The organism is Moheibacter sp. (genome assembly GCF_049672845.1).
Lineage (GTDB): Bacteria > Bacteroidota > Bacteroidia > Flavobacteriales > Weeksellaceae > Moheibacter.
In genome coordinates this window covers 88,610-113,933 of sequence record NZ_JBATWT010000006.1, presented here as the reverse complement: position 1 = coordinate 113,933, position 25,324 = coordinate 88,610, and the positions used below count along the sequence as shown (strand labels likewise).

The 25,324-nt window shown below is 38.4% G+C and carries 24 protein-coding genes; 10 read left to right on the top strand and 14 right to left on the bottom strand.

Annotated features, from left to right (window positions below; all coding sequences use genetic code 11):
* Positions 1-90: 90 nt before the first annotated feature.
* The 10 genes from WBF63_RS02135 to WBF63_RS02090 form a co-directional block, all read right to left on the bottom strand.
* Positions 91-873 carry a zinc ribbon domain-containing protein gene (locus WBF63_RS02135; RefSeq protein WP_424368045.1) on the bottom strand — a complete coding sequence of 261 codons (783 nt, stop codon included), beginning with the start codon at positions 871-873 and terminating at the stop codon, positions 91-93.
* Positions 874-876: 3 nt separating this feature from the next.
* Entirely contained in the window at positions 877-1,971 is a 1,095-nt protein-coding gene (locus WBF63_RS02130) for a Nif3-like dinuclear metal center hexameric protein (RefSeq protein WP_424368044.1), read from the bottom strand.
* On the bottom strand, positions 1,971-2,474 hold the full coding sequence (locus WBF63_RS02125; RefSeq protein WP_424368043.1) for a hypothetical protein: 504 nt from the start codon (positions 2,472-2,474) through the stop codon (positions 1,971-1,973). Before WBF63_RS02125 ends, WBF63_RS02130 begins: the two co-directional genes overlap by 1 nt.
* Before the next feature lie 260 nt (positions 2,475-2,734).
* Positions 2,735-3,799 carry a peptidylprolyl isomerase gene (locus WBF63_RS02120; RefSeq protein WP_424368042.1) on the bottom strand — a complete coding sequence of 355 codons (1,065 nt, stop codon included), beginning with the start codon at positions 3,797-3,799 and terminating at the stop codon, positions 2,735-2,737.
* Position 3,800: 1 nt separating this feature from the next.
* The gene (locus WBF63_RS02115) at positions 3,801-4,337 is read right to left on the bottom strand and encodes an FKBP-type peptidyl-prolyl cis-trans isomerase (RefSeq protein ID WP_424368041.1); all 537 of its coding nucleotides are present in this window, start codon (positions 4,335-4,337) and stop codon (positions 3,801-3,803) included.
* Positions 4,334-5,350, bottom strand: a complete 1,017-nt coding sequence (locus WBF63_RS02110; RefSeq protein ID WP_424368040.1) for a DHH family phosphoesterase — start codon at positions 5,348-5,350, stop codon at positions 4,334-4,336. The genes WBF63_RS02115 and WBF63_RS02110 overlap by 4 nt, the downstream gene beginning before the upstream one ends.
* A 141-nt stretch (positions 5,351-5,491) precedes the next feature.
* Positions 5,492-6,337, bottom strand: a complete 846-nt coding sequence (locus WBF63_RS02105) for an ABC transporter permease (protein WP_424368039.1) — start codon at positions 6,335-6,337, stop codon at positions 5,492-5,494.
* Between the two features lies 1 nt (position 6,338).
* On the bottom strand, positions 6,339-7,235 hold the full coding sequence (locus tag WBF63_RS02100; RefSeq protein ID WP_424368038.1) for an ABC transporter ATP-binding protein: 897 nt from the start codon (positions 7,233-7,235) through the stop codon (positions 6,339-6,341).
* A gap of 108 nt (positions 7,236-7,343) precedes the next feature.
* A complete protein-coding gene (locus WBF63_RS02095; protein ID WP_424368037.1) occupies positions 7,344-7,634 on the bottom strand; it encodes a YHS domain-containing protein in 291 nt (96 codons plus the stop codon).
* A gap of 30 nt (positions 7,635-7,664) precedes the next feature.
* Complete coding sequence (locus tag WBF63_RS02090) at positions 7,665-8,318, bottom strand: SCO family protein (protein ID WP_424368036.1); 654 nt, start codon at positions 8,316-8,318, stop codon at positions 7,665-7,667.
* A gap of 177 nt (positions 8,319-8,495) precedes the next feature.
* Here WBF63_RS02090 and WBF63_RS02085 point away from each other — a divergent pair, with 177 nt between their 5' ends.
* The 7 genes from WBF63_RS02085 to WBF63_RS02055 all read left to right on the top strand — a co-directional run bounded on the left by WBF63_RS02085 (position 8,496) and on the right by WBF63_RS02055 (position 14,338).
* Complete coding sequence (locus tag WBF63_RS02085; protein WP_424368035.1) at positions 8,496-9,368, top strand: heme/hemin ABC transporter substrate-binding protein; 873 nt, start codon at positions 8,496-8,498, stop codon at positions 9,366-9,368.
* A 54-nt stretch (positions 9,369-9,422) separates the two neighbouring features.
* The gene (locus WBF63_RS02080) at positions 9,423-10,457 is read left to right on the top strand and encodes a FecCD family ABC transporter permease (protein ID WP_424368034.1); all 1,035 of its coding nucleotides are present in this window, start codon (positions 9,423-9,425) and stop codon (positions 10,455-10,457) included.
* A complete protein-coding gene (locus WBF63_RS02075) occupies positions 10,457-11,236 on the top strand; it encodes a heme ABC transporter ATP-binding protein (RefSeq protein WP_424368033.1) in 780 nt (259 codons plus the stop codon). Before WBF63_RS02080 ends, WBF63_RS02075 begins: the two co-directional genes overlap by 1 nt.
* Before the next feature lie 85 nt (positions 11,237-11,321).
* Positions 11,322-12,350: a hemin-degrading factor gene (locus WBF63_RS02070; protein ID WP_424368032.1), complete on the top strand. Its 1,029-nt coding sequence runs from the start codon at positions 11,322-11,324 to the stop codon at positions 12,348-12,350.
* Positions 12,351-12,404: 54 nt separating this feature from the next.
* Complete coding sequence (locus WBF63_RS02065) at positions 12,405-13,277, top strand: ChaN family lipoprotein (protein WP_424368031.1); 873 nt, start codon at positions 12,405-12,407, stop codon at positions 13,275-13,277.
* A gap of 53 nt (positions 13,278-13,330) precedes the next feature.
* A complete protein-coding gene (locus WBF63_RS02060) occupies positions 13,331-13,948 on the top strand; it encodes a DNA-3-methyladenine glycosylase family protein (protein ID WP_424368030.1) in 618 nt (205 codons plus the stop codon).
* A gap of 33 nt (positions 13,949-13,981) precedes the next feature.
* Positions 13,982-14,338, top strand: a complete 357-nt coding sequence (locus WBF63_RS02055; RefSeq protein WP_424368029.1) for a hypothetical protein — start codon at positions 13,982-13,984, stop codon at positions 14,336-14,338.
* Positions 14,339-14,435: 97 nt separating this feature from the next.
* On the opposite strand, the gene WBF63_RS02050 is transcribed toward WBF63_RS02055, so the two are convergent.
* The 4 genes from WBF63_RS02050 to porU all read right to left on the bottom strand — a co-directional run bounded on the left by WBF63_RS02050 (position 14,436) and on the right by porU (position 21,439).
* Positions 14,436-15,500: an anion permease gene (locus tag WBF63_RS02050; RefSeq protein ID WP_424368028.1), complete on the bottom strand. Its 1,065-nt coding sequence runs from the start codon at positions 15,498-15,500 to the stop codon at positions 14,436-14,438.
* A gap of 22 nt (positions 15,501-15,522) precedes the next feature.
* Positions 15,523-16,167: a DUF47 domain-containing protein gene (locus tag WBF63_RS02045; protein ID WP_424368027.1), complete on the bottom strand. Its 645-nt coding sequence runs from the start codon at positions 16,165-16,167 to the stop codon at positions 15,523-15,525.
* 207 nt (positions 16,168-16,374) lie between these two features.
* Entirely contained in the window at positions 16,375-17,556 is a 1,182-nt protein-coding gene (porV, locus tag WBF63_RS02040) for a type IX secretion system outer membrane channel protein PorV (protein WP_424368026.1), read from the bottom strand.
* Positions 17,557-17,566: 10 nt separating this feature from the next.
* A complete protein-coding gene (gene porU / locus WBF63_RS02035) occupies positions 17,567-21,439 on the bottom strand; it encodes a type IX secretion system sortase PorU (protein ID WP_424368025.1) in 3,873 nt (1,290 codons plus the stop codon).
* A 159-nt stretch (positions 21,440-21,598) separates the two neighbouring features.
* On the opposite strand from porU, the gene WBF63_RS02030 reads away from it, so the two are divergent.
* The 3 genes from WBF63_RS02030 to WBF63_RS02020 all read left to right on the top strand — a co-directional run bounded on the left by WBF63_RS02030 (position 21,599) and on the right by WBF63_RS02020 (position 25,288).
* A complete protein-coding gene (locus WBF63_RS02030; protein WP_424368024.1) occupies positions 21,599-23,338 on the top strand; it encodes an SUMF1/EgtB/PvdO family nonheme iron enzyme in 1,740 nt (579 codons plus the stop codon).
* A gap of 73 nt (positions 23,339-23,411) precedes the next feature.
* Positions 23,412-24,701 carry a UDP-N-acetylmuramoyl-tripeptide--D-alanyl-D-alanine ligase gene (locus WBF63_RS02025; protein WP_424368023.1) on the top strand — a complete coding sequence of 430 codons (1,290 nt, stop codon included), beginning with the start codon at positions 23,412-23,414 and terminating at the stop codon, positions 24,699-24,701.
* Between the two features lie 53 nt (positions 24,702-24,754).
* Entirely contained in the window at positions 24,755-25,288 is a 534-nt protein-coding gene (locus tag WBF63_RS02020; protein ID WP_424368022.1) for a hypothetical protein, read from the top strand.
* Positions 25,289-25,324 lie beyond the last annotated feature (36 nt).

Below are 25,324 nucleotides of genomic sequence, written 5' to 3'. Positions count from 1 at the left end.
TTATTTAAAATTAGAATTTAATTTCATCCATAAAAAAACCGTCACATTTTGAAATGAGACGGTTTCTATTTTTAGCTAATTTGAAATAAATTATTTCAAAAGCGCATCAATTTTTTCTTTTTCTTCTTGTGCTAATTCAGCATCCACCAAAATTCGGCCACTGTGTTCGTCTGAAATGATTTTCTTACGTTGCGCAATGTCCATCTGTCTTTGGGGCGGAATTGTAAAGAACGAACCGACAGATGCATCACGGTGAACCGGAACCACAGCCAATCCGTTTTTCATATTGGTACGAATTCTTTTATACGCTTTGAAAAGTCTTTCGTCCAATGCCGCAGAAAATTCTTCAGACTTTTTAACCAAAAACTCTTCTTCCTTCTCGGTTTCTTTGATGATCGCATCCAATTCAGATTTTTTATGTTCCAAATGCGATTTCATTGAATCCAATTTGGCATTGATTTCTTCCTGAATTTGCTTTTTATGTTCGATTTTCACATTGAATTCTTTGATCCTTTTTTCTGAAAGTTGGATTTCAAGCTCCTGATATTCAACTTCTTTTGCCAAAGAATCAAACTCACGGTTGTTACGCACGTTGTCCTGCTGTTTGGCATATTTTTTAATCAAAGCTTCGGAATTTTTGATGGCTTCCTTTTTCAATTTGATTTCACCGTCCAGTTCCTTGATTTCGTCATCAATTTTCTGGATTCGGGTTTCCATCTGAGCTACATCGTCGCTCAAATCTTCCACTTCCAATGGCAATTCGCCACGGGTATTGCGGATTTCGTCCAAACGTGAGTCAATTAATTGTAAATCATACAATGCGCGCAATTTTTCTTCTACGCTCATTTCTTTTTGCTGATCTTTTTTTGCCATATCTTATGTGTAATGAACAGGATTCGTATTAATCTCTGATTTTAGGACTGCAAAATTAGGAAATTTTTCTGATAGATAAGCAGTTAATAAATCTTTTGTGAATTGTTCCGATTCATAATGTCCGATGTCTGCCAATAAAATCCGGTTTTCTGCCTGGAAAAAATCGTGGTATTTCAAGTCGGCCGTAATGAAAACATCGGCTCCGATTTGCTTTGCATTTGAGATGGCAAAACTTCCTGAACCACCTAAAACAGCTAGTTTCTTAATTTTTTTATTTAATAATTTCGAATGACGAATGCATTGGGTTTGCATTTTTTCTTTCAAATAGTTTAGAAATTCTGCTTCGTCCATTTCATTTTCCAATTCACCAATCATTCCCATCCCAATATTTTGATTGGTATTTTCCAATTGGAACAATTCATAGGCAATTTCCTCGTACGGATGCGCTTTTCTCAACGCTCGGAAAATCTCATTTTCCCGATGTTTATTGAAAACAATGCTGATTCTTTCTTCTTCTGAAAATTCGGTTCTACCTATTTCGCCTTTGTAAGGATTGGCTCCCGCTACGGGTCGATAAGTTCCGGTTCCTTTTAAATTGAAACTGCAATTGTCATAATTCCCGATGAATCCTGCGCCTGCTTCAAACAAAGCATTCCGGACTTTTTCGGCAGATTCGACCGGAACATACGTTACCAAATGACGTAAAGTATCTTTTTGCGGAATTAAAATTTTGGTGTTGTGCAGATTTAATTGTTTGGAAATCTGATGATTCACGCCAAATTGAGAATTATCCAAAGCCGTATGTGTCGCATAAATATTGATGTCGTGTTTGATGGCTTTTTGGGCAACTCTTTCTACATAAGATTTTCCGGTCAGTTTTTTCATTCCCGAAAAAATAATTGGATGGAAACTCACGATAAGATTTGCTCCTTTTTCGATGGCTTCATCCACCACGGATTCCAGGGTATCGAGCGTGACGAGAATTTTGGTGATTTTTGCGTTTGGATTTCCCACCAAAAGTCCGACGTTGTCAAATCCTTCCGCATAGGCAAGCGGAGCTAATTTTTCCAGTTCTTGTGTGATTTCGGATATTTTCATTACTTATTATCTGCTAGCAATTTTAACGAATTTAAATAATCATTATTAAATTCAATTTTTCTGATTCCGTCAAGTTTAAATATTCTTTTTTTTGACCAATTTGCTTCTAAATCTATCCATTCAATTGTCAATTTACCCTCACTAATCTTCTTCAGTCGTCCCGGATAAATTACATTATCTGATTTTTTAGAAAACTGAAAAATTCCAAATCTTTTATTCAATTCTTCAAAGGTGGTTTTTATGTCATTAATTGGAATTTTATCATTTTCAGAAACTGACATATTTTTTAGAATGATAGCTTTTTCAATTTTCTTTGTTTTATCATCAGAAATAATCTTTGAAATATTTTTATTTCGGATTATACAATAACCATCTATGATATAATCAACCGGATTACTTTTTAATAATATCCACTCGTCATTAAAATCAATCAACAAGCCTGATTCTACTTCTTTTTTATCTGAAAATTTAATTTTAATCAGTTGGTTTAAATATGTATTCATAGACTTTAATTTGTTTAAAAATCAACTTCTCTATTTTAAATTATTTTTTGCGAATTCTATATTGACAAAGATAATTTATTAAATCCGACTGTATTTAGCTTCTTAATTATGAAAAGCAACATTGCTAATTTGCGAAAATAGCCCTAACAGGATTTAGAACCCTGCTAGGGCTATTCATTTCAGACAAATATAAGGATTGAAAACAAAAAACCTGTCAGATTCAGAAAGCTGACAGGCTATGAATATTTTTAATTCTTTGATTAATCCAGAATTTCCATATCGAAATACAAAGTCGCATTTGGTGGAATTACTCCACCGGCTCCTTGTGGGCCATACCCCAATTCAGGTGGAATGATCAAAAATACTTTGGATCCTTTTTTAAACATCGTCAGGGCTTCCATCCATCCTTGGATCAAACCTGTTACGCCTACTTCTGCCTTCAAAGGTTGATTTCTATCGTGAGATGAATCCAGAGCCTCTCCGTCATTTAAACGAAGTGTGTAATGCACCTGAACTTCTTCACCGTGCGCTGGAACGGCTCCGTTTCCTTCTTTCTCTACAAAATACATCAAACCGGATTCGGTTTTGGAAGCTTTGGCTGTCAAATCTTTTTGACGTTGAACTTCTAATTCAAATTTTGCGCGGGCTTCTTTCTTTTTTTCTTCTACTTTGAGTTTGGCTTGTTCAAAAGCTTTTCCACCATCGTAATTTTTATACTTATCACCTTTTTTGATGATGTGAACGTGGTTGATGACTACATCTTCTACCGGGCGGTCTTGTGGCCCTTTTTCTACATTGGCGATGCTGTCAATCACATCTAAACCATCGATAACTTGTCCAAAAATGGTGTGGCGTCCATCTAGCCAAGGCGTTGGAACTTCGGTAATGAAAAATTGACTTCCGTTTGTGCCCGGTCCGGCATTGGCCATGGAAAGAATTCCTTTTTTATCGTGTTTCTTGTCGGAATAAAACTCGTCTTCGAAGTTATAACCCGGTCCTCCGGTTCCTTTTCCGTCGGGATCGCCACCTTGGATCATAAAATCTTTGATTACGCGGTGAAATACAATTCCATCGTAATAAGGTGTCCCCAAAGGTTTTGCTTGGTTTTCTTTTGTTCCTTCGGCTAATCCTACAAAGTTGGCCACCGTCAGCGGAGCGTCTTCTTCAAATAATTCGATGGTCATATTTCCCATATTGGTTTCCATCTGGGCATATAAGCCGTCTTTCAAATTGTTGTAATCTTCTTTGCTCATTGAATTTGGTATTTTGACAGAACAGCTTACCATAAAAGCTGCCATCGTCATGATTGCTATTATTTTCTTCATTTTATCTCGAATTTTTCCTGATATCCTGTATTTGAATTTTGAAAATTAAAGGTTCATTTCCCTGGATTTTATTTCGATCTCCATACCCTCCGTACGCCAAGAAAGAAGGAAGCAATACGGTGGCAGAATCTCCTTTTTCAATCATTTGGAGTGCGATTTGAATTCCTCTCGGAATGTCGGCATGTCCCATCATGATGGTTTGTTCGCCGTTTTCTTCTTCCGAATAAATTACTTCGTGATCAAAATTTAGAACTTCGTATTCGTATTTTACTACATCTCCTGTTTTGGCCATGGTAGGTGTGGATTCACCTGAATTGGAAATCCAGAAGCCATAAGAAGTTCGTTTAAATTCCAAGTTTAAACTATCAATGTAATTCTGGATCAACTCGTTATCCTCATTCAAAATCTGTTTGTTCCGATCTTGAGAAAATTCCATGAATTTTGCGCGGTCGTCTTCATAACTGACCGGATATTGAACCACCTTATTTTTACAGGCAGTCAATGCGAAAATCGCGATAATGGCTATTATATACTTCAAAGTGTAACTTCTTCTAATTCTTCTTTGTAAATATCCAATAATTCTCTGAATTTCTGAATAGTTTCTTCCATATTTAAATCGGAACGTCCGCCGGCGGCATTGATATGACCTCCACCGTTGAAGTGTTTTCTTGCGAAATTATTCACATCGAAATTCCCTTTGGAACGGAATGAAATTTTGATAAAGTCATGTTGTTGGTCTTCAATGAAAATCACGGAAAACACAAAGTTATTGATCCCCAAACCGTAGTTCACAAAGCCTTCGGTATCGCCTTTTTGGGAACTGAATTCCAATTGTTCTTCACGCGTCAGATGCATATAAGCCGTTCTATGTTCGGGCATTGCCTGAAGCGATTCGAGCACGAGCCCAAGTAATTTCAAACGATTTGGAGACTGTGTGTCAAATACGTTGTTATAAATTTTATCGACTTCAATTCCTTTATCAAAAAGATTTGCCACTACTCTGTGTGTGGAAGCCGAAGTATTGCGGAATCGGAAATTTCCGGTGTCAGTCATAATTCCGGTATAGATGCATTCGGCAATGGTTTTGTCAATCAAATCCAAATGTCCCATGGCTTCGATGAAATTATAAACCATTTGACAAGTGGCCGGTAAATTCACATCGGAATACATATAATCGAACTGATCGGGGTCTTGGTGATGGTCGATCATCACTTTGGGAACGGTGGATCGTTGCAGCCAGTCGCCTACTTCATCGATTCTTGAAATATTATTGAAATCAAGAATAAAAATCAGTTCGGCTTTTTCGATTTGAATTCGGCATTTTGCAGGATTGTATTCGGCAATCCCAATTTTTCTGGCACCTTCCATCCATTTCAGGAATTTCGGGAAGTCATTAGGTGCAATAATTTCGCATTCGTGTCCGAGTTTGGCAAGATAATGTGACATGGCCAAAGTGGAGCCAATGGCATCCCCATCCGGATTACGATGCGGAATTAAGACGATTTTTTTGGGTTGCGAGAGTAGTTGTTTTAACTCTTGAAAATTTTCCATCTGCATAGTTTGCGAAGATAGAAGTTTCAGAACAAATGGACAAGGGTGTCTGTGGATGGAGAATAGACAAAACTTTGACAAAGTTCTATTCATAGTATATATAACTTTGTCAAAGTTGCTTTCTAAGAATTAATTCTTCAATTACAAATCGCGTTTTTTCAACAATCGGAAAGACAAGAAAGTGAAAATGGCTATGTAAATGAGGGTAACTATTATGAACTTCCAATCAATATCTGAGTACGTGAATATTGTTCCTCCCATCATGAAACCAGAGATATTAACATTAGAGAAATCAAGTAAACTTGATGCTGAACTTAGCGGTAAATATTGTGTGAAAATCAATGTGTTTTCCGTCAGAGTTTCATTTACTAATTCTTTTCTTATATAAATTTCCGTTAAGATTAAACCCCACTCAGTTACCCACCAAATAAAAACAAATAGTAAAGCAAAAGCACTTTTTCTGGTCACAAAAGCTACAAATGAACAGAAGGTTAAAAAGAACATCAAATTCAAGCTATATGCACCCACGTATCCAATTCCGTCTAAGAAATTATTTGTTGTTGAAGAATAAATCAATCCAAGAGCAAGGCAGATAATCAATACAAAAATTGAGGAAACAATTGCTAATGACATGCTCGTAAGTAATTTTGAAGTTAAAAATTCCTTTTTACTTAATCCATCTATCAAATTCTGTTTCAGCGTCTTATTTGAATACTCATTTGTAATATTGGTAATTATAATGACAGCAAGAAATATTTTTCCAAAAATTAATAAATAGGTCATGTTTTGCCAAATCACGGGAAAATTAAAAAATCCTGTTTTTGATAAATCTACTGAAAAACCCAACTGATCTTTCAGTATAAAACCAAAAATTAAATAAAAAGAGCCTCCAATTATTGACAATAATATAAAATACAAAATCGTAAAAACCCTTGCGGTTTTGTAATAATAAATTTTATTCCATTCTATTTTAAGTAGTCGCAGCATATCAGTTCAGATTTTTGGTTAATTCCAGGAATTGGTTTTCCAGACTTTCTTTTCTTTTGACCAAATGAGTCAGTACAATTCCTTTCTCAAACAGCATTCGGTTCAAGTCTTCTGGTTTTAAATCTTCTCGCAAAATCGCTTTGATATGATTTCCGTTTTCTTTGACCGTTTCAAATGCCGACAAAGATTCAAGTGTTTGCTTGAGCAAAGAATTATTGGCCGAAGAAATTTCAAAATACCCAAAACTTGCGGTCATTTCGTCCACGCGTCCGCTGTAAAGGGTTTTTCCTTTTTCCAGAATCACGACGTGCGAACAAACTTTTTCTACTTCGTCCAGAAGGTGGCTCGCGAGAATGATGGTCGTTCCATTGGCCGCAATCTGCTGAATGATTTCCCGGATCTGAATAATTCCTTGCGGATCCAAACCATTGGTAGGTTCGTCCAGAATTAAAACATAAGGATCGTTGAGCAAGGCTGCTGCGATTGCCAACCTTTGTTTCATTCCCAAAGAAAAAGTAGAAAATTTGTCTTTTTTGCGTTCAAAAAGTCCGACGATTTTAAGTTTCTCATCGATTTTAGACGAATCGGCTCCTTTGATTTGAGCGACGATTTCGAGGTTTTTTCCGGCCGATAAATACGGATAGAAATTCGGACGTTCAATGATGGCTCCGACTTTTTTCAGTGATTCGGTTGAATGTTCCTGCCCAAACCAGCGCCAGTTTCCTTCGGTGGGGTTTACAACATTAAGAATCATTCCCAACGTGGTGGATTTCCCACTTCCGTTCGGGCCGAGCAAGCCGTAAACATTTCCTTTCTCCACCGAAAAACTCAGGTCATTGACCGCAGTCAATTTTCCAAATTTCTTGGTGAGATGATTGATTTCCAATACTTTTTCCATAGTTAATCGATTTCAAAATCCGAATCTACAAAATTCGGTTTCCAAATTAGTATCGAAAAGCCTTAAAATGTAACATGAAAAATTTAATTCATTGAATTTCCTTTCGGGTTAATTCAATTTATCCAAATAGGTTTCCGGATTTCTCGCGAATTCTTCTTTACATCCCGGATTGCAGAATCCATATACATTTCCGGCATAATGAATCGTGTCCGAAACATGTCCGGCGGTTTCCATTCCACAAATCGGATCGAACTTATTATCGACTTCTACATCCAGATTATGTACTGAATGCATCACCTGATCGTCTGCCTGATGAATTTCTACTTCTTTGGAATTTTCTTTACAAGAGAAAATACTCATTCCCAAAACGACTGCGGTAATAATTTGAATTGTTTTCATATTGATGTTTTAATTTAAATCTCGTGGAATTTATTCTTCCAATAATTTTTTGATGTCTTCTTTCAACCATTCGATTTCCGGGTGGTAGGTTCCTGCCAGGCTTTCATTTCGTCCTTCGGGATCTGAATAATTTAAACCCGAATAATACAAAATCGGGACGCCGTTTGCGCCGTATCTCGAACGAATTTTTCCGTTTTTATCGACCAAAGCCAGTTTCCCGCTGTGGTTCAAACCTTCTGCGGTGCTTTCGTCTTTGCCCATATAAATATTAAAACCACGGCTCAATTCATAAATATAATCGCGTTCGCCGGTCAGCAGGTGCCAGTTTGGATTTTGGATTTGCAATCTTTCTTTGTGAATTTTCAGGGTTTCGGGCGTATCTCTTTTCGGGTCAATGGTTATGGAAATCACACCAAAATCGGGACTGTTGATTTCTTTTTCTACTTCGATGAGATTTTGTTTCATGATGGGACAAATCGTAGGACAATTCGTAAAGAAAAATTCGACCACATAGACTTTTCCCAACATTTCCTGCTCGGTAATGATTTGATGGTTTTGATTGGTCAATCCAAATTCAGGAACTTTCATTACTTCAAAAAGCTGATCATTGGATTGATTTTTCATCCACCAAATCAAAGTAATTGCGCTTCCCACGATCAATAAAAGTAATCCCAACCTTTTCATCACCTACAAATTTAGGAGATAAAAACGGATTGAGATAAAGAACCGAGCTGATACCTATCATTCGTTAAAAATTTCAGAAAAAATGAAAGGATTATGACGAATGGCAGATTTCAATCGGGATTAAATTCTTAGTTTTGCGTTTATTTAGATTTAATAAAAATTAAAACTTTCAAATTAATGAAAAAGATAACGCTCTTAATTGCAATTGCTGTTTCATTTACAGCGATTTCATGCAAAACAGAAAACAAAGAAACGCCTGCTGAAACGGCTTCAGAAGAAACGAGTTCGCACCAAATTGTTTCACTGAACGGAGCCATCACCGAGACGATTGCCGCTTTGGGAAAAGGCGATCAGATTGTGGGTCGTGATGTAACAAGTACGTACCCGGCTGATTTGACGGCCAAAGATTTAGGTCACGTAGGAAGGAATATGACGATTGAAGGAATTATGGCGGTTAACCCAAGCCTGATCATCGGTTCAGAAAATGACAGCAATCCGGAATTGATGAAAAGAATTGAGGAGTCGGGGATTAAAACAGAAATCATCAGTCAGGAATTTTCGGTGGATGGAGCGAAAAATTTGATCAAACAAGTAGCGGAAATCATTGGTGCAAATGAATATCAAAATCTTTACGATAAAATCGATGCGGACATTGCATTGATCCAAAATTTCGAGAAAAAACCAAAGGTTTTGTTCATCTATGCACGTGGCGCAAATATGCTGAATGTTTCCGGTACGGGAACTCCGATGGATGCTTTGATTAAAATCGCCGGCGCTGAAAATGCCATCACTGAATTTGCAGATTTCAAACCTTTGACGCCCGAGTCGCTTATTCAGGGCAATCCGGATGTTATTTTGATGTTTGAAACCGGCGTTCAGAGTTTAGGCGGAAACGATGGAATTTTCAAAGTTCCGGGTGTAGAACAAACCAATGCAGGAAAAAACAAGGCCATCATCACCATGGACGGTGGATTGATTTCCAATTTCGGACCAAGAGTCGGTGAAGCCGCTTTGGAACTGAACAAAAAACTGATGGAAGTAACAAAATAATTGAATTTTCAAGACCTGTCGGCCAGAATTCCTTCAGGTCTTTAATTTTTATAAATGCAGAACAAACTTAGCATATACCTCATCGTCAGCATCCTGATCCTGATTGCCCTCGCAATCGGATCTTTGTTTATGGGTGTATATGATTTTGGCGGAAAATCTCCCTTGACCGTTTTAAAAGGTTTTATAATGGGAAGTCCGGACATCAGTCTGAGCGAAAAATATGTGATTTGGGATGTGCGCCTGGCGAGGATTGTGATGGCCATTCTCATCGGAAGTATTTTGGCGGTTTCGGGTACAGCCATGCAAGGAATGTTTAAAAATCCGCTTGCGACACCCGATCTGATTGGAATTACGGCCGGAGCTACTTTGATGGCGGCCATTACCATTGTTTTAGGTTCAATGTTCCGTGAATATTTACCCGAATTTTTACAATATTCGCTTTTGAGTATCGCAGCATTTATGGGTGCTTTGCTCACGACTTTATTGGTCTATAAAATGTCCACCACGCAGGGAAAAACCAATGTGGTGATTATGCTTTTGTCGGGTGTTGCGATTTCCGCACTCGGATTTGCCATCGTTGGGTTTTTGATTTATTTATCCAAAGACGAACAACTTCGTGATTTAACTTTCTGGAATTTAGGAAGTTTAGGCGGAGCAACTTGGGGCAAAAACGGGATTTTGCTTATCGTGATGATTGTTTCTTATTCGATTTTAATTCACAAAGGAAAAGCCCTGAATGCGATGATGCTGGGTGAAAAAGATGCAGAACATTTGGGAATTAATGTAGAAAGAATTAAAAAACAAATCGTTGTATTGGTAGCATTGATGGTGGGAGCTTGTGTGGCTTTTTCCGGAACGATTGGATTTGTGGGATTGATTGTCCCCTATATTTTAAGATTAATTTTCAAATCGAATTATCAGTTGATCCTTCCGCTTTCCGCTGTGATGGGAAGTATTTTATTGTTGGTAGCCGATACGTTTAGCCGTACGGTGGTAGCTCCTTCAGAAATTCCGATTGGTGTTTTGACGGCTTTTATGGGTGCGCCTGTTTTCATCGCTATTTTAATTCGATATAAAAATTCAATGTAATGATTAAAGGTCACGACATATCTCTTGCACACAAAAATTTTCACATTCTGAAAAGTGTCAATCTTTCGGCAGAATATGGCGAATTCTTGGCCATCGTTGGGCCCAACGGAGCCGGAAAATCAACGCTTCTGAGCGTGCTTGCCAACGAGGCTTCTTCCAAACAAAATCACAATGTTTTGTTTAAAGAAAAAGAATTTCCACGTTGGAATCTGAAAGAATTGTCCCAAAACAAAGCGAAATTCTCTCAGCACAATCCGGCGGACATCACCCTGACGGTAAAAGACGTAGTGATGATGGGGCGTTATCCTTATTTCAATGCTTCGCCGGCGCAACAAGATTTCAAAGCGGTGGAAGAAGCAATGGAGGATACCGATGTGCTTCACCTGCAAAACCGTGAATATAACCATCTTTCCGGTGGAGAAAAACAAAGAGTTCACCTGGCGAGAGTTTTGGCTCAATTAAAAAATAAGATTGCCCATAAATTATTGTTCTTAGACGAACCTTTGAACAATCTCGATGTAAAACATCAGTACAAAGCGCTTCGACTGATCAAAGAGTTTACCGAAAACGGAAATACGGCGATTGTGGTTTTGCACGATTTGAACCTTGCCGCGCAATTTGCCGATCGAATTTTATTGATGAAAAACGGAAAAGTAGCTTCCCACGGGAAACCGGAAGAAGTTTTCCAACAAGAAATCATTAGCGATGCTTATAATTTCCCTTGTGCGATTTGTACGCATCCGCTGACCAAAAATCCGATGATTATTTTTGGGAGTTGATTAAATAAGAGAACATAGAGAATAGAATATAGAGGATAGAAGAATACATTAAACTTTGAACTTTTAAAAATTTAAAACAAATAGAATGAATGCAGTCGATACATTAAAAGAAAAATGGAATAAACTAAAATCCGAGCAACCTCATTTGAGAATCCGAAATGCAGCCGATGCGCTTAGCGTGAGCGAAGGCGAACTTTTGGCAACACAAGTAGGCGATGGTGTAACTGTTTTGAAACCTGATTTCGCAGGCATTCTTTCAGAAGTAGAATCTTTGGGAAAAGTAATGGCGCTCACACGAAATGACGAATGTGTTCATGAACGAAAAGGCGTTTATTTAAATGGCGATTTCAGCAGTCCACACGCACAGCTTTTTGTGGGGGATGATATCGACTTGCGTATTTTCCTTTCGGAATGGAAATTTGCGTTTTCGGTAGTAGAAGGCGATAAAAAATCTTTGCAGTTTTTCGGGAAAGACGGAATGGCTATTCATAAAATCTATTTGACCAAAGACAGCCAACCCGAGGCTTTTGATGCATTGGTGGAAAAATTCAAATCCGAAGAACAAAATCCGGGGATGGAAACCGAAGCCATCGAACCGAAACCGGCGGAAAAACCAGACAATGAAGTAGATATCGAAGGATTTCAGGAAGCTTGGAAAGAATTAAAAGATACCCATGCATTTTTTGGATTATTGAAAAAATTTGGTGTAAGCCGACTTCAGGCACTTCGTTTTGCACCGCATAAAAGTTTCGCCAGAAAAATTGACAACGAAAAAGTGGTTACCCTTTTGGAAGAAGCTTCCAAAAGAGAATTTCCGATTATGGCCTTCGTAGGAAACCGAGGAAACATTCAAATTCACACCGGCAACATCAAAAAAGTGATGTGGCACGGCCCGTGGATCAATGTGATGGATCCGAATTTCAATCTGCATTTAGACACGACCAGAATCGCTGAAACCTGGGTAGTGAGAAAACCTACCGAAGACGGAATTGTGACGGCTGTGGAAGTTTTCAATAAAGAAGGCGACATCATCGTTCAATTCTTCGGAAAAAGAAAACCGGGCATTCCGGAATTGGAAGAATGGAGAAGTTTGGTGGCTGAACTCGAAAATTAATTATAATATAAACCTGTCTGAATTAAATCTGACAGGTTTTTTAATTTCTAAATTATGACAAAATATATCTTTTTTACGTTTTTCATTTTTCAAGTTTCCTTTTTGAATGCTCAGGAAGTTAAACCTTTTCAATTCTACAACCAAAAAGGAAAAACGGTAAAGTTTGACAAAATGATCAAAGATTTGGCGAATTATGAGGTGGTTTTCATTGGCGAACACCACAATAATTCCATCAATCACTGGTTGCAACTGAGAATTACAAAAGCTTTGTTTGAGCAGAAAAACGGTCAGTTGACTTTGGGTGCCGAAATGTTTGAACGCGATAACCAAACACAATTAAACGATTATTTGTCAGGGAAATTAAATGAAAAAATCCTGAAAGATTCCATGCGTTTGTGGAATAATTATGAAACGGATTACCGGCCTTTGGTCGATTTTGCGAAAGAACGTAATTTGAAATTCATTGCAACGAATATTCCACGCAGATATGCTTCCATCGTAGCAAAAAAAGGTCTGGACAGTTTGAATACGGTAACCGAAAAAGAAAAGGCTTGGATGATGCAACTTCCGGTGGAAGTAACGCTTGACACGCCGGGTTATCCCGAAATGAAAGAAATGATGGGCGATCACGCCGGTCCAACGGTGATGAATTTCATTGCGGCTCAAGCGGTGAAAGACGCGACCATGGCGGAATCTATTTTCAAAAATCTGGAAAAAGGAAAACTTTTCATTCATTACAACGGTGATTACCACAGCAAACAATATGGTGGAACGGTTTGGTACCTGAAAAAATTAAATCCCGAATTGAAAATTGCTGTTATTTCTGTGTTTGAATCAGAAGATGATGCTTTGCCACTTCCGACTGAAGATTTCATTCCTACGGAATACAATTTGGTGATTCCGGCCGATATGACGAAAACGTATTAAGCGTTGGTGTTTTGAGTTTCGGGTTATGAGTTTTTGGAAAAGCAACCAGAAAAATGAATAAAATCGTCAATGAAAATGATTTAAAAATTCTTTTGGAAAAGGATAAAATCCTGTCCGGAATTCATGAACAGTATGGCGTTCCGCCCAACTGGCAGCGCAAGCCGGGATTTGTTACGCTTTGTCAAATTATTCTGGAACAACAAGTAAGTCTGGAATCGGCTCGGGCACATTTTCTTAAACTCAATGATTTTTTGGGAGAATTCACGCCGGAGAAAATTTTGACCTTATCGGACGATGAAATGCGAAATTCTTTTATCAGTCGACAAAAAGCTAACTATTTACGAGAACTTTCGGAAGCGGTGGTTTCAGGGAAATTGAATTTGGAGGAAATTCATAATTCGGAAGAAAAAGAAATCAGGGAGCAACTTACCTCTATCAAAGGAATCGGAAATTGGACGGCCGATATTTATCTTTTGTTTTGTCTTCAGCATAAAAATATCTTTCCAATTGGCGACATCGCAGTCATTCATTCGATGAAAGAACTTTATCAAATCAGTTCAAAAGAAGAAATTTTGGAAATTTCTGAGAGCTGGCAACCTTTTCGTTCACTTGCTACTTACTTTATGTGGCATTACTATCTAAAAAAACGCGGGAGAATTGCAATTTATTGATTACCTTTAGGTTCTAACTTAATTTTTACCGCTATGAAAACAATTCATCTATTATTGCTTTTCATCTTGTGCGGTTTTGCATCGGCACAAGAAAGCTTAAGCGAAGCTGATCTCAAAAAATACCTGAACAAAGAAGTTCAGTATTGTGACCAAGTGTATGGAACTTTTGTTACAAAGGGCGAAAAGCAGGTAATTCTTCTGAATCTGGGCGCCGAATATCCAAATCATACATTTGTGGTGGCAATTTTCCAGGATAGTTGGAAAAACTTTGATTACAAACCCGAGGAATTTTTAAAGGACAAACACATTTGTGTAAAAGGCAAACTTATTTTGTATAATGGCAAGCCTGAAATCATCGTAAAAAGTCCGAAGCAGATTACCGTTAAGTAAACTTAAAACCTGACAGATTTAAATCCTGTCAGGTTTTATTCAAAAAAAGGATCAATTCTTTCGAATCAATCCTTTTCTTTATTTTAATTCTATAATTTTAAAACAATAATATAAAGTAATAAATCAAAGCGGCGATAAGTGCCGAAACCGGAATGGTCAGAATCCATGCCCAAAGCAGGTTGATGGTTACGCCCCAACGTACCGCCGAAACACGTTTTGTAATTCCTACTCCGATGATGGAACCGGTAATAGTATGCGTAGTCGAAACCGGAATTCCTAAAAACTCTGCCAAATAAAGCGTCATAGCACCTGAGGTTTCGGCTGCTACACCTTCCAGCGGAGTAACTTTGGTGATTTTTGTACCCATCGTTTTTACGATTTTCCATCCGCCCGACATAGTTCCAAGCCCAATTACAAGGAAAGAAACAAAAGGAACCCAGCCCCATTGATCCACAAAATAACTGAATTGATTTTCTGCCGTAATCCAATCCTGATGTCCGGCTTGCACGTGGTAGAAAATTACTGCAGCTCCAATGATACCCATCACTTTTTGTGCATCGTTCCCACCATGTCCCAGACTGAAGAGTGCAGAGGAAACAAGCTGTAACCTTCTGAACCATTTTTCTGCTTTTTTATGGTTAGACCGCCTACATATATTCATGATAAGTATGGTGAGAAAATAAGCTATGAACATCCCCACCATGGGCGCGAGAAATATAAAAAGGAAGATCGGTAAAACGACTAAATAATTGATTACATCTTCGCCATTTTGAGCAAAAGCACCGGCATGTGCAATGGCCGCTCCCATAAATCCGCCGATAAGCGTATGTGAGGATGAGGAAGGAATCCCAAACCACCATGTCAACAAATTCCACACAATTGCTGCGATAATCCCGGCAAGGATTACTTCCAGCGTAATGAAATTTTCATTGACGGTTTTGGCAATTGTATTACCAATTTTAAATTCCCCAATCCAGTATTTCGATATAAAATAAGCAGCAAAATTAAATGCCGCCGCCCAAAGCACTGCCTGAAAAGGTGTCAGAACCCGGGTCGCAACGATTGTAGCGATAGAGTTGGCTGCGTCATGAAATCCGTTAATGAAATCAAATGCCAAAGCCAAGACAATGATTACAATCAGTAGTATCAGTTGTGAATCCATCCTGAATTTTTAATTTGATAAATTATGAATGTTTAAGCGAAACGGCTTCCAGCACATCGGCCACATATTTACACTTGTCGGTAGTTGTTTCCAATGCAGAAAACACTTCCTTGTATTTAATGATCTCTTTTACATTTTCGTTTTCATTAAAAATATCAAAAATCTCTTTGTCATAAATATTGTCTACCTTATTTTCCAGTTTGTTGATTTTTTCACAACATTTCAAAACGGTCTTCACATCTTTAAATCCTTCCAGAGATTTAATGGCTTTCTGGATGTTTTCACAAGCTTCCAGATTGGCTTCAGTAATTTTTCGAATTGATTTTTTCACTTTATCAACCTGATAAAGTTTCATACGGCTGGCACTCGCATCGATGAAATCGGTTACTTCATTCATCTTACTGGCAAGTGCATAAATATCTTCACGATCAAAAGGCGTAAGGAAATTTTTGCTTAATTCGAAGTTTATAGTATGGGTAAGTTTTTCACTTTCGTCTTCCAATTTTCTGAGTTTTTGGAAGTAAGGATCTCTTTCTTCTGCCTTTACATTAACGGCTTCGTGAAGGATTTCGGCCATTTCTACAAGAATATTGGCGTGCTGATGAAAAAGCGGGAAAAATTTCTTGTCCTTTGGGACTAAAAATTGTAAAATACTGTTCAATGACATAACTTTTCAATTAAGAAGTATAAATCTACTATTTTTCGCTAAATTTTAAGGTGCGAAAGTATAGAAAACTTATGGGTTGTTTCCTATAAATAAATCATGTCTGTTTAAGATAACGTAAATTTAATATTAAGAATCTTAAGAAATAATAAAGAAAATGCCTGAACAGCGTTATCCGTTCAGGCATTTTTAAATTAAATATAACAGAATTTAATAATCCCAGTTGTTGTTGGTTTCACCTCCAAATTCCCATGTAAGCGCAAATCGAAGTGTATTTTCCAATGCATTATTTGTATCAGACATCGGTAATAAATAGGAGAAATCAAGTCCAAAAGCATTGTATTTCAAACCGGCTCCCAGGGTAATGTGCTGACGGTCTCCTTTCATCGGGCTTTCGTGGAAATAACCAGCACGAACAAAAAGTACGTCGTTGTAAGAATATTCAGCAGAAGCACCCCAAGTAAATTCTTTCATTTCTTCACTAAATCCGCCCGGTGCATCACCAAATGAACTGAACATTCCTTCCACAACCCCTTTGTTTGGGATGTACCTTGAACCCGGAACTTCAGCTCCCGTGCTGTCCACCGCATATTGTGGAGTCGGAACCAAAAGTTTGTTGGCTTCAAGTGTTACAGCTACGGTATTATAATCATCAAGGATGAAATCATATCCGGCACCGATTCTTAAATTGGTAGGTAAATAAGCTGCGTTATCTTCGTTATTGGAATAATCCAGTTTTGGACCGATGTTGCTGATGTTGAAACCGGCTCTTGCACGTCCTTCAAAATTATTCCAACTGTGACGCGGTGTCTGATAGAAACCAGAAACGTCTACAGCAAAAGTATTGGCCGGTTGAACTGTTCCGTCGTCAATATTGTTGAACAGGTCTGAACGAATGAAACGACCTGTAACTGCCATACTATACGTATCTGATAATCTTAATCCATAAGAAACATCAAATGCAAATTCGTTTGGTTTTGCAATACCTGTATTAACAATTTGAGTTCCGACAAGTTCAGTCAGGTCAATTTCGCCAATGTTGAAATAATACAAGCTGGCAGAAAGCGTACTTCTTTCTTCCTGCCCCAGAAATGTATAGAAAGAGGCATTCAGCAAGAAAACATCATCTGTAATTCCGCTCATATAAGGTGTATAGGAAAGCGCTACGCCGGAATAACTTTTACTGAAAGCGTATTTGGCAGGGTTCCAATATTGTGAAAATGCATCGGCAGATGTGGCCGCTCCCATATCACCCAAAGCGCCAGCACGGGCATCCGGTGATACTCTTAAAAACGGCGCACCTGTCAGAACAGGGTTAGGCTGCTCCTCCTGTGCGAATGCCACCGCAGAAATCAGCATCAGGCATCCCATCGAAATTTTCTTTATCATCATCTTTTTTAATTTATTTTAATATCACTAATTTTTCTATTGCTGTGGCCGAACCTTTACATGTGTCCGGATTAACCCCCCTCGCTGTGACGCGGTAAATATACACACCTTTTCCAATTTTATCACCAAAATCATCCAATCCATCCCAAGGAATTGCAAAGCGACCGGTTCGGTATCCCTCCCGCCATGGCTCTGCAGAAACGGTTTGACGAATTGTTTTTACAAGCTTCCCCGAAATCGTAAAAATCTGTACCATTACTTCCAGTTCTGTGTCACAATTATGTTCGAAATGGAAATAAGTCTGATTGGTAAAAGGATTGGGCCAGTTCAATAATTTTTCAATATGAATGTGATCCGAACCTTCTTCCATCACTACGAAATCTAACGTTTGTTCGGATGAATTATTGTTAATATCCCAAGCTTTAAATACAATTTGGTGCGATCCCAATTCCAGATTATTCAGTCGGTACATTACCTGACCTTTCTGATAATCCAATACTTGTGGGTTTGTACAAGGATTGTTGTCGCCTCCTTCGTAATATTCATTCAGCACATAGGTTCCTTCTACGTTTTGGTCTAGAACTCCGGTTATGTCGTGACCTATGGCTATCCCGCTGGTATTGATGCCGGTGCTGTCAACCAGACATGCAAGCAAATAAGGATTTCGGTTGGTGATTCCTCCGTCCACAAAGTTGAGATTATTCATATACAGCCCGATTGCCGGGCCTTCGTCATCATTTAAACCATCGGGATTCTGGTCGCCAACTTTTATGTTTTTTGTGGTGACACCGTCAATTACATTATTATGTGCATATACCATGAATTTACCTTCACCTATTTCGTAATTGATATCTTTCGGAATATAGAACTGGAATTTAAACTGTCCATAGGTAACATTTGTACCTCCTTTAAAAATGGAATTGATTTGTTCTTCATAGTCCATAATCTGAGGAGTTACTGATGAACCCCAATTGTTATTGTTCAAGGTTGATTTATTGACCGGTTTGTCAAAAAGGACTCCATTGGCCTTCCCATTAAAGGAATTATCCCGCATGGTTCCGTTTTCGTCGAGGACTTCCCCTTCTATTTCCACAAAATCCATTGCGCGCAGAACTCCGTCAAAAGTATCGGCGTCCTCACCATTGATTTTTGTAATACGGATTTGTCTTGGAGGACGTGCAATGCTCATCATAGGATCTCCCAATAGATTTACACTGAAGTTATATCCTGAATTGTCCTGAACTTTGGCATTGGTCAGGGCTTCACCAAGCGTCTGGTAATTATCTCCTTGCACTTCCAGCAGTTCTTCTATCACGGTTTCATTGAATTGTCCTCCGAAGAAAACTCCCACAGGGCGGCTCGTGGTAAGCATCGCTACTGCTCCACCTTGCGGTGCTTTGTACATATAAACACCCGCAGAAGGCAAGTAGGCTAAATCCCATACCGTAAATTCACAGGTAATGGTCATCACCACGGGCAATCGCGAATACAAGCCTGAGAAATTGGAAAAACTATTGATTTCCTCGTAGGTAATCACCCTTTCCTGAGACCAGCTTCGAGGACCACCGTGACCGAAATAAACAATCAGGGCACTACCCAGGTTAAAGGCATTGCCAATAACCTGATTTACCTGCGGATACCTCGGACCTGCCGAGGTACTTTCCTCCAGGAAAGAATCAAGATATCCTTTTCTAAGTGTCGCATAACTGATGTTTTGCTCAATGTATTCTGCCGAACTGTCTTCAATGAGTTTATGAAATGGAATCTGCCCGGAAAGGTCATCATCCACAACCAACAAAAATTTGGTCTTCCATTCTCCAAAAGAACTTCCCTGGCCCGGTAATTTTTCATAATAAGCAAGGGTTTTATCTACCATTGTTTTGGCTTCTGCCAATGTATGAGCCGGCATTCTTCCGATGGCTATGTCCATCTGATTTGAAAACTCAACATAAGTCCCGGGTTTTGTGATATCATTTAAAATGATGTCTGTATCGTCAAGCATTGTAAAATAATCATCAGACACGTATGAATCATCAAGACTTTGCGATTGAAAGCTGATGTAAGCCGGGACAAAATTGGTATTGTCCGTTGTCCGATCTTTATAATCATAAGAAGCTCCGCCAAACATTAAAACATATTTCAAGGGATTTCCTGTATCCCTGAGATGTTTAAAGAAATCTCTGATAGCTGAAATATCCTGGGCTCCGGACGAGAAGTCATTATAAATCTGATCCACAGTTACAACTGTAGCTTTCACGCCATTGTTCAGAATCCTGAAATTTGCAAGTCTTGAAGCTTCGCTCAAAAAGTTGGGGTGTGTAACAATGACATATTCTATATCTGTATAAGACCTGAGATTTTGATTGGACACAGTCCCTACATATTCGACCTCTGTAAAGGCCGCCGATTCATTGAAGGCGATAAACTCATTTAAAAAGTAAGGACTATTGGACTGATATTTATAAATACCTCCTGAGGAAATCACATTATGGGCGCTGGTGATATCTGAAATATTCCACACTTTGGGCGCGCCGGAAACTGCAAATCCATAAATGCTACCGTCATTCAGATTCTGAAGCTGTCTGAAATGCATCTGGCTGCCGTTAAATGTCAAGTTCGCTCTGTACTTAATTTCCAGATAATCCAGAAACACAAAGGAAGCCGGGTTGGCACCATCATTAACAGTAATATTAAAGTTGAATGTACTCCCTGTCGCATTGACAAGAGATGTGGCATTACGAACCACAAAATCTCCGTTAGAGAAAGATTGGGAAGCGACCTGACTCCCATTAACAGAAACCGCAAAGCTTACATTGTTGGCATTTTTACCAATCAGTTGATGAAAAGCATAGGCTTCTCCAGCCGCCGGAGCTGCACCCGCAAGCGTAAATGACTGACTTGATTCCACAGTGAAAGATTCGCCCACCCATTGTTTCCCAACCTGATTTACGCTTAAAGAGTCTTTCTCATAGAATTGATATTCGTCAAACTGTGAAAAAGTCTGAACCGGACTTCCGTCAATGGATACATCTTGAACTCTTTTCCCTTGCGCTCCACCAAAAGTTATAAAGTAATAGGCGTAATCTGAATACTGATTAAATTTATGACGAATACTTTCCAGTGTTGACTCAGGCAAACGGTACCAGTCATGGGGTCCTTGGGCATAAAATAAAATCACATCTCCACTATCAAAACTTCCATCCTGCTCACCTGTAAACTGAATAGCGTTTTCCTGTAAAGCGCCGTAACGGAAATCGCCCGGGTTTTCATTGAGTTGTTTCCCTCCATTTCCATAAATCTTCAACGTCCGAGGATCGAAATTCGTGGGAATATTATTCTGATCAAAAAAAGCTTTGTCCAATCGGAAAATCCCTGATTTCTGTACACGTATTTTATACCAGTTTCCACTTTTCAAAGCACTGGTTGTAGCAGGATCGTAAGTGTCTTCTATTCCCAAATGTGGCTCTAGTCCACTTTGGGTAACAATCTGAAAGGAAGTAACTTTTTTTATCTGATTTCCTTCCTTAACAAAAGGAATCATACTAACCGAAGTAAAATAACGGTTGCCGGCCTGGTTAACTTTGGCTTTGTATTCTAACTCTTCGGGAATCAGTTCCAGGTTGAGGTTTCCTCTTTCAGAAACCGGCAGATTTGTGTATTGAATATTCTGAATACTGATATTTCTCATACCGTTTGTTTCTTCAGAAAAAGAAAAACTGGGCACATTATTTCTTACGCTGTATCCTTTATTTGTAAAATATGGAAGGTTGGTTGTGTAGTCAAAACCTTTGGTGTGCTCTTTAACACCTTCCCAGTCAATAGTTACAGTTTGAGCAGTAAGGTTCAGTAAAGATATTGTAAAAAGAAAAAGCAAATATTTTTTCATCTTGTGTTAACGATATTTTGACAAATATATTCTATCTCACAATAAAAAAAGATTAAGCTCGTTAAAGATAGGCAGAGTTAACTTGTTGAATTCACAAGAATTTGTTTTCTTTGCAAATCGTTTTTCGAAAAATTAGTTGAAACAACACATAGTTATCATATGAACAAGGGTAGAATTTTAGCGATTCTTTTAGTAGTAATTTCGGTTACGGTTGTCAGTTGTACCGGCCACGGAGGTGGTAGAAAAAAGGGTGGTGGAACCAAAAAGTTCACCAGTACAACAGGCTGGAAACCCAATGACCAGAAAGGTTGGTTTTTTAATGGGAAGAAAAAACCAAAAGTTAAAGCTTGGCCTGGAATGGTTTTCATTGAAGGCGGTTCATTTACCATGGGATTGGTAAAAGACGATGTAATGCGTGACTGGAACAATACTCCAAAACGTATGCAGGTTCGTTCCTTTTACATTGGTGAAACCGAAATCACCAACTACCAGTACCGTGAGTATCTGACCTGGCTGAAAGTTGTTTTCCCTCCGGAAGAAGAACAGTACAAACACATTTATGAAGGTTCTCTACCGGACACTCAGGTATTCAGCAACAAATTGTCAAGAAATGATTTTGACAATGAAACCTATCTTTTCTCAAACGAATTCAGTTATTATCCGGTAGTAGGTGTTACCTGGCTTCAGGCAAGCAACTACTGTGACTGGCTGACTGACCGTGCTAACGAAAAAGCATTGATGGACAAAGGAATTCTGAGCAAAGATTATTATTCAAACGAAGAATATAACTACGGATCAAAATATTTTGATGCTGAATCTTACAAAAACAGTGACAGTAACGTAAAAGAAGCAATTGATACGACGAGATTGGCCAAACAATCCATGATTAAATCAACCAATCAGCGTATCCAGAAAGCAAACCGTGCCACGGCAGCTCTTGATGTAACACCCTTCCGTTTACCAACCGAAGCAGAATGGGAATACGCAGCCCTCGCACTTCCAGCTGACAGAGAGTACAATGAATACCAAGGAAAACCTGTTGTTCAGAACGAGTTGAGAGGTGAAAAAGGACGCGCTCGCGGACAATACATGGCCAACTTTAAAGTAGGGCGTGGAGACTATTCAGGTATCGGCGGATACGGAAACGATGGCTCAGCCATCACTAGTGACGTTAAAAAATACCAGTCAAATGAATTTGGTGTATATGGTATGTATGGAAACGTTGCGGAATGGACTGCAGATGTTTACCGTCCTATCATTGACGATGAAGCAAACGATTTCAACTATTTCCGTGGAAATATTTATGAAACCGTAATCGATAACGAAAACGGCGGATTCCAAAAATATGAAGAAGATATAGAGTACGATACCCTGAACAATGGTAAACTTGCTTACAAGTCTTTGCCGGGTAAATACAAAAAACAAATCGAAGAAAACAATATCAACTATCGTGACGGTGACCGTATGTCCTCTTTGGATCCAAGACCTGAAGACGATTATTTTGATGAAGGATTTGCAACTACAACCATGGATTCTTTAGGGAATATCATCGAAGTTCCTACAGATTCTGCAACTGGTGATTCAGCTCTCGCAGCATTGATAGGTGGTACCCCTGAAAGTACTACTGCAGAAATGTACAATGCCCCACAACGCAGATTTTATGTAGATGAAAAAGGAAGAATCATTCTAGAAAAAGACCAGACACAAAGAACAAGTCACGTGAGTGATGAGGTACGTGTAGTAAAAGGCGGATCATGGAAAGACCCAATTTACTGGTTAGATCCGGGACAAAGAAGATTCCTTCATCAGGCAGAAGCCAACAGTTGGATTGGCTTCCGTGTAGCACAGGATTATCAGGGTTCATTTGAATCCAAAAGATCAAAATCAGGAACAAAATAATTCAATTTATATTTGTGAAAATCCAATCCCAATCCGAGTCATCGAATTGGGATTTTTTTTTACATTTACTCCTATGAATATCGAAAAACTTTATTCGCTGTATTTACGCTCCCAGAGCATTTCTACAGACACTCGGAAGATTGAAATGAAATCGATTTTCTTCGCTTTGAAAGGAGAAAATTTCAATGGAAATGAATTTGCTGCTCAAGCCATAAAGTCGGGAGCGCTCTGCTCTATTGTCGATGAAAGTGATTTTGTAGATGAAGAAAATGACATCTATTATGTTGAAGATACTTTGAATGCACTTCAAAAACTAGCACAATACCATCGGGAACAATTAAAAATCCCAATCATTGCGCTTACCGGAAGCAATGGCAAAACCACTACAAAAGAATTAATAACGCAGGTTTTGTCAAAACGCTATATGGTAACTGCAACCAAAGGAAACCTCAACAATCATATTGGTGTTCCACTTACTTTACTTTCCATTAAACCTACTGACGAAATTGCAGTAGTGGAAATGGGCGCCAATCATTTACTTGAGATCGAATTTCTTAGCAATATCGCCCAACCCGATTTCGGCTATATCACCAATTTCGGGAAAGCACACCTTGAAGGTTTTGGCGGCGTGGAAGGAATTCTAAAAGGAAAAGCTGAACTCTACAATTATCTGCGTGACCATTCCAAAACAGTTATCGTTAATTGTGATGATGAAAAACAAATCGAACTTTCAGAAGGAATCAGAAAGATTACTTTTGGTGGAAATCCAGATGCAGATTATTCATTTCAATATTCAGAATCCATAAATGGACGTTGTCCCGAAATAATTTATAATTCCGTTCATATAAACAGCCAACTGGTGGGCGAATATAACCTCAGCAATATTGCAGCAGCCATCGCCATCGGCCTTACTTTTGAAATCCCAATTGAGGATATAAAAGATGCAATTGAAGAATATAAATCTGACAACAATCGCTCGCAAATAGTTTACAAAGAAGAACAACAATTCATCCTAGATGCCTACAATGCCAATCCCACCAGTATGGAAGCTGCCCTTCTCAATTTCAGTAAAATCCCTGAGGAAAAAGTTGTCATTCTGGGTGATATGTTTGAGTTAGGCGAATCTTCTTTAAAGGAGCATCAGGAAATTGTAAACCTTACGCAAAAGCTTGGTTTTACAAAAGTTTTCTTAATCGGAGAAAAATTCAGTTCGATTTCAAACAAATCAAACTTTACTTTGTTTCCCAACCGTGAGACAGCGGAGAAATATTTTACAGAAAATCCACTGACAGAAAAGCACATTCTCATAAAAGGTTCACGGGGAATGGCGCTTGAAAAATTAATGGATATTTTTACACTTTAAATTTTATTAGTAATTTAGTCTCACATAAATAATCTTTTTCAAATTCGAATTTCATGAAGCGTATTCACCTGATGCTCCCACTTCTGGCATTTATGGGTTTAGGTTTATCTTTTCTAAACCCGGATTATCTGGAATGGTCCAAAGACCGAACGCTAACCTTTGCAGATTTCAAAGGAAAAGCTCCAAAGAGCGTAGGTTCAGCAAAATCTGTGAACTTAACTACAGTTATTTCCTATGAAACCCAACAAGTCAAAGGGCAGGTTCCAAAAGTTTTCATTTCAAATCTTATTGATAGAAATTCTTCCTGGATAACAGTTAAAAAACCTGAAGTGCTTCAACTTCAACAAATTAAATTTGATTATTCAGAATTATACGCACGAAAAATCAGAAAAGAAGTTGCTGAGATGAACAAAAAAGGGATTAAGGATAAGCAAAAGTACATTGATGTGATTACAAAAATCGCAAAGGCCTCTGAAGTACGTCAGCGCAACAATAACATTCTAATGGAAGATCAGCCACATCTCATCAAAATCATGCAAAAAGATGTTCAGGACTCACTGAATATTTATAAAATATATGCAAAATAAAAAGCGGCTCAAGGCCGCTTTTTATTTTCTGAATGG

Bases quoted from the DNA above. Each gene is read 5' to 3' on its own strand.
- WBF63_RS02130 (WP_424368044.1), bottom strand. From the start codon at position 1,971: ATGAAAATATCCGAAATCACACAAGAACTGGAAAAATTAGCTCCGCTT.
- WBF63_RS02060 (WP_424368030.1), top strand. From the start codon at position 13,331: ATGAATAAAATCGTCAATGAAAATGATTTAAAAATTCTTTTGGAAAAG.
- WBF63_RS02125 (WP_424368043.1), bottom strand. From the start codon at position 2,474: ATGAATACATATTTAAACCAACTGATTAAAATTAAATTTTCAGATAAA.
- WBF63_RS02075 (WP_424368033.1), top strand. From the start codon at position 10,457: ATGATTAAAGGTCACGACATATCTCTTGCACACAAAAATTTTCACATT.
- porV (WP_424368026.1), bottom strand. From the start codon at position 17,556: ATGATGATAAAGAAAATTTCGATGGGATGCCTGATGCTGATTTCTGCG.
- WBF63_RS02065 (WP_424368031.1), top strand. From the start codon at position 12,405: ATGACAAAATATATCTTTTTTACGTTTTTCATTTTTCAAGTTTCCTTT.
- WBF63_RS02080 (WP_424368034.1), top strand. From the start codon at position 9,423: ATGCAGAACAAACTTAGCATATACCTCATCGTCAGCATCCTGATCCTG.
- WBF63_RS02050 (WP_424368028.1), bottom strand. From the start codon at position 15,500: ATGGATTCACAACTGATACTACTGATTGTAATCATTGTCTTGGCTTTG.
- WBF63_RS02090 (WP_424368036.1), bottom strand. From the start codon at position 8,318: ATGAAAAGGTTGGGATTACTTTTATTGATCGTGGGAAGCGCAATTACT.
- porU (WP_424368025.1), bottom strand. From the start codon at position 21,439: ATGAAAAAATATTTGCTTTTTCTTTTTACAATATCTTTACTGAACCTT.
- WBF63_RS02055 (WP_424368029.1), top strand. From the start codon at position 13,982: ATGAAAACAATTCATCTATTATTGCTTTTCATCTTGTGCGGTTTTGCA.
- WBF63_RS02110 (WP_424368040.1), bottom strand. From the start codon at position 5,350: ATGGAAAATTTTCAAGAGTTAAAACAACTACTCTCGCAACCCAAAAAA.
- WBF63_RS02085 (WP_424368035.1), top strand. From the start codon at position 8,496: ATGAAAAAGATAACGCTCTTAATTGCAATTGCTGTTTCATTTACAGCG.
- WBF63_RS02135 (WP_424368045.1), bottom strand. From the start codon at position 873: ATGGCAAAAAAAGATCAGCAAAAAGAAATGAGCGTAGAAGAAAAATTG.
- WBF63_RS02070 (WP_424368032.1), top strand. From the start codon at position 11,322: ATGAATGCAGTCGATACATTAAAAGAAAAATGGAATAAACTAAAATCC.
- WBF63_RS02105 (WP_424368039.1), bottom strand. From the start codon at position 6,337: ATGCTGCGACTACTTAAAATAGAATGGAATAAAATTTATTATTACAAA.
- WBF63_RS02100 (WP_424368038.1), bottom strand. From the start codon at position 7,235: ATGGAAAAAGTATTGGAAATCAATCATCTCACCAAGAAATTTGGAAAA.
- WBF63_RS02120 (WP_424368042.1), bottom strand. From the start codon at position 3,799: ATGAAGAAAATAATAGCAATCATGACGATGGCAGCTTTTATGGTAAGC.
- WBF63_RS02030 (WP_424368024.1), top strand. From the start codon at position 21,599: ATGAACAAGGGTAGAATTTTAGCGATTCTTTTAGTAGTAATTTCGGTT.
- WBF63_RS02095 (WP_424368037.1), bottom strand. From the start codon at position 7,634: ATGAAAACAATTCAAATTATTACCGCAGTCGTTTTGGGAATGAGTATT.
- WBF63_RS02020 (WP_424368022.1), top strand. From the start codon at position 24,755: ATGAAGCGTATTCACCTGATGCTCCCACTTCTGGCATTTATGGGTTTA.
- WBF63_RS02025 (WP_424368023.1), top strand. From the start codon at position 23,412: ATGAATATCGAAAAACTTTATTCGCTGTATTTACGCTCCCAGAGCATT.
- WBF63_RS02045 (WP_424368027.1), bottom strand. From the start codon at position 16,167: ATGTCATTGAACAGTATTTTACAATTTTTAGTCCCAAAGGACAAGAAA.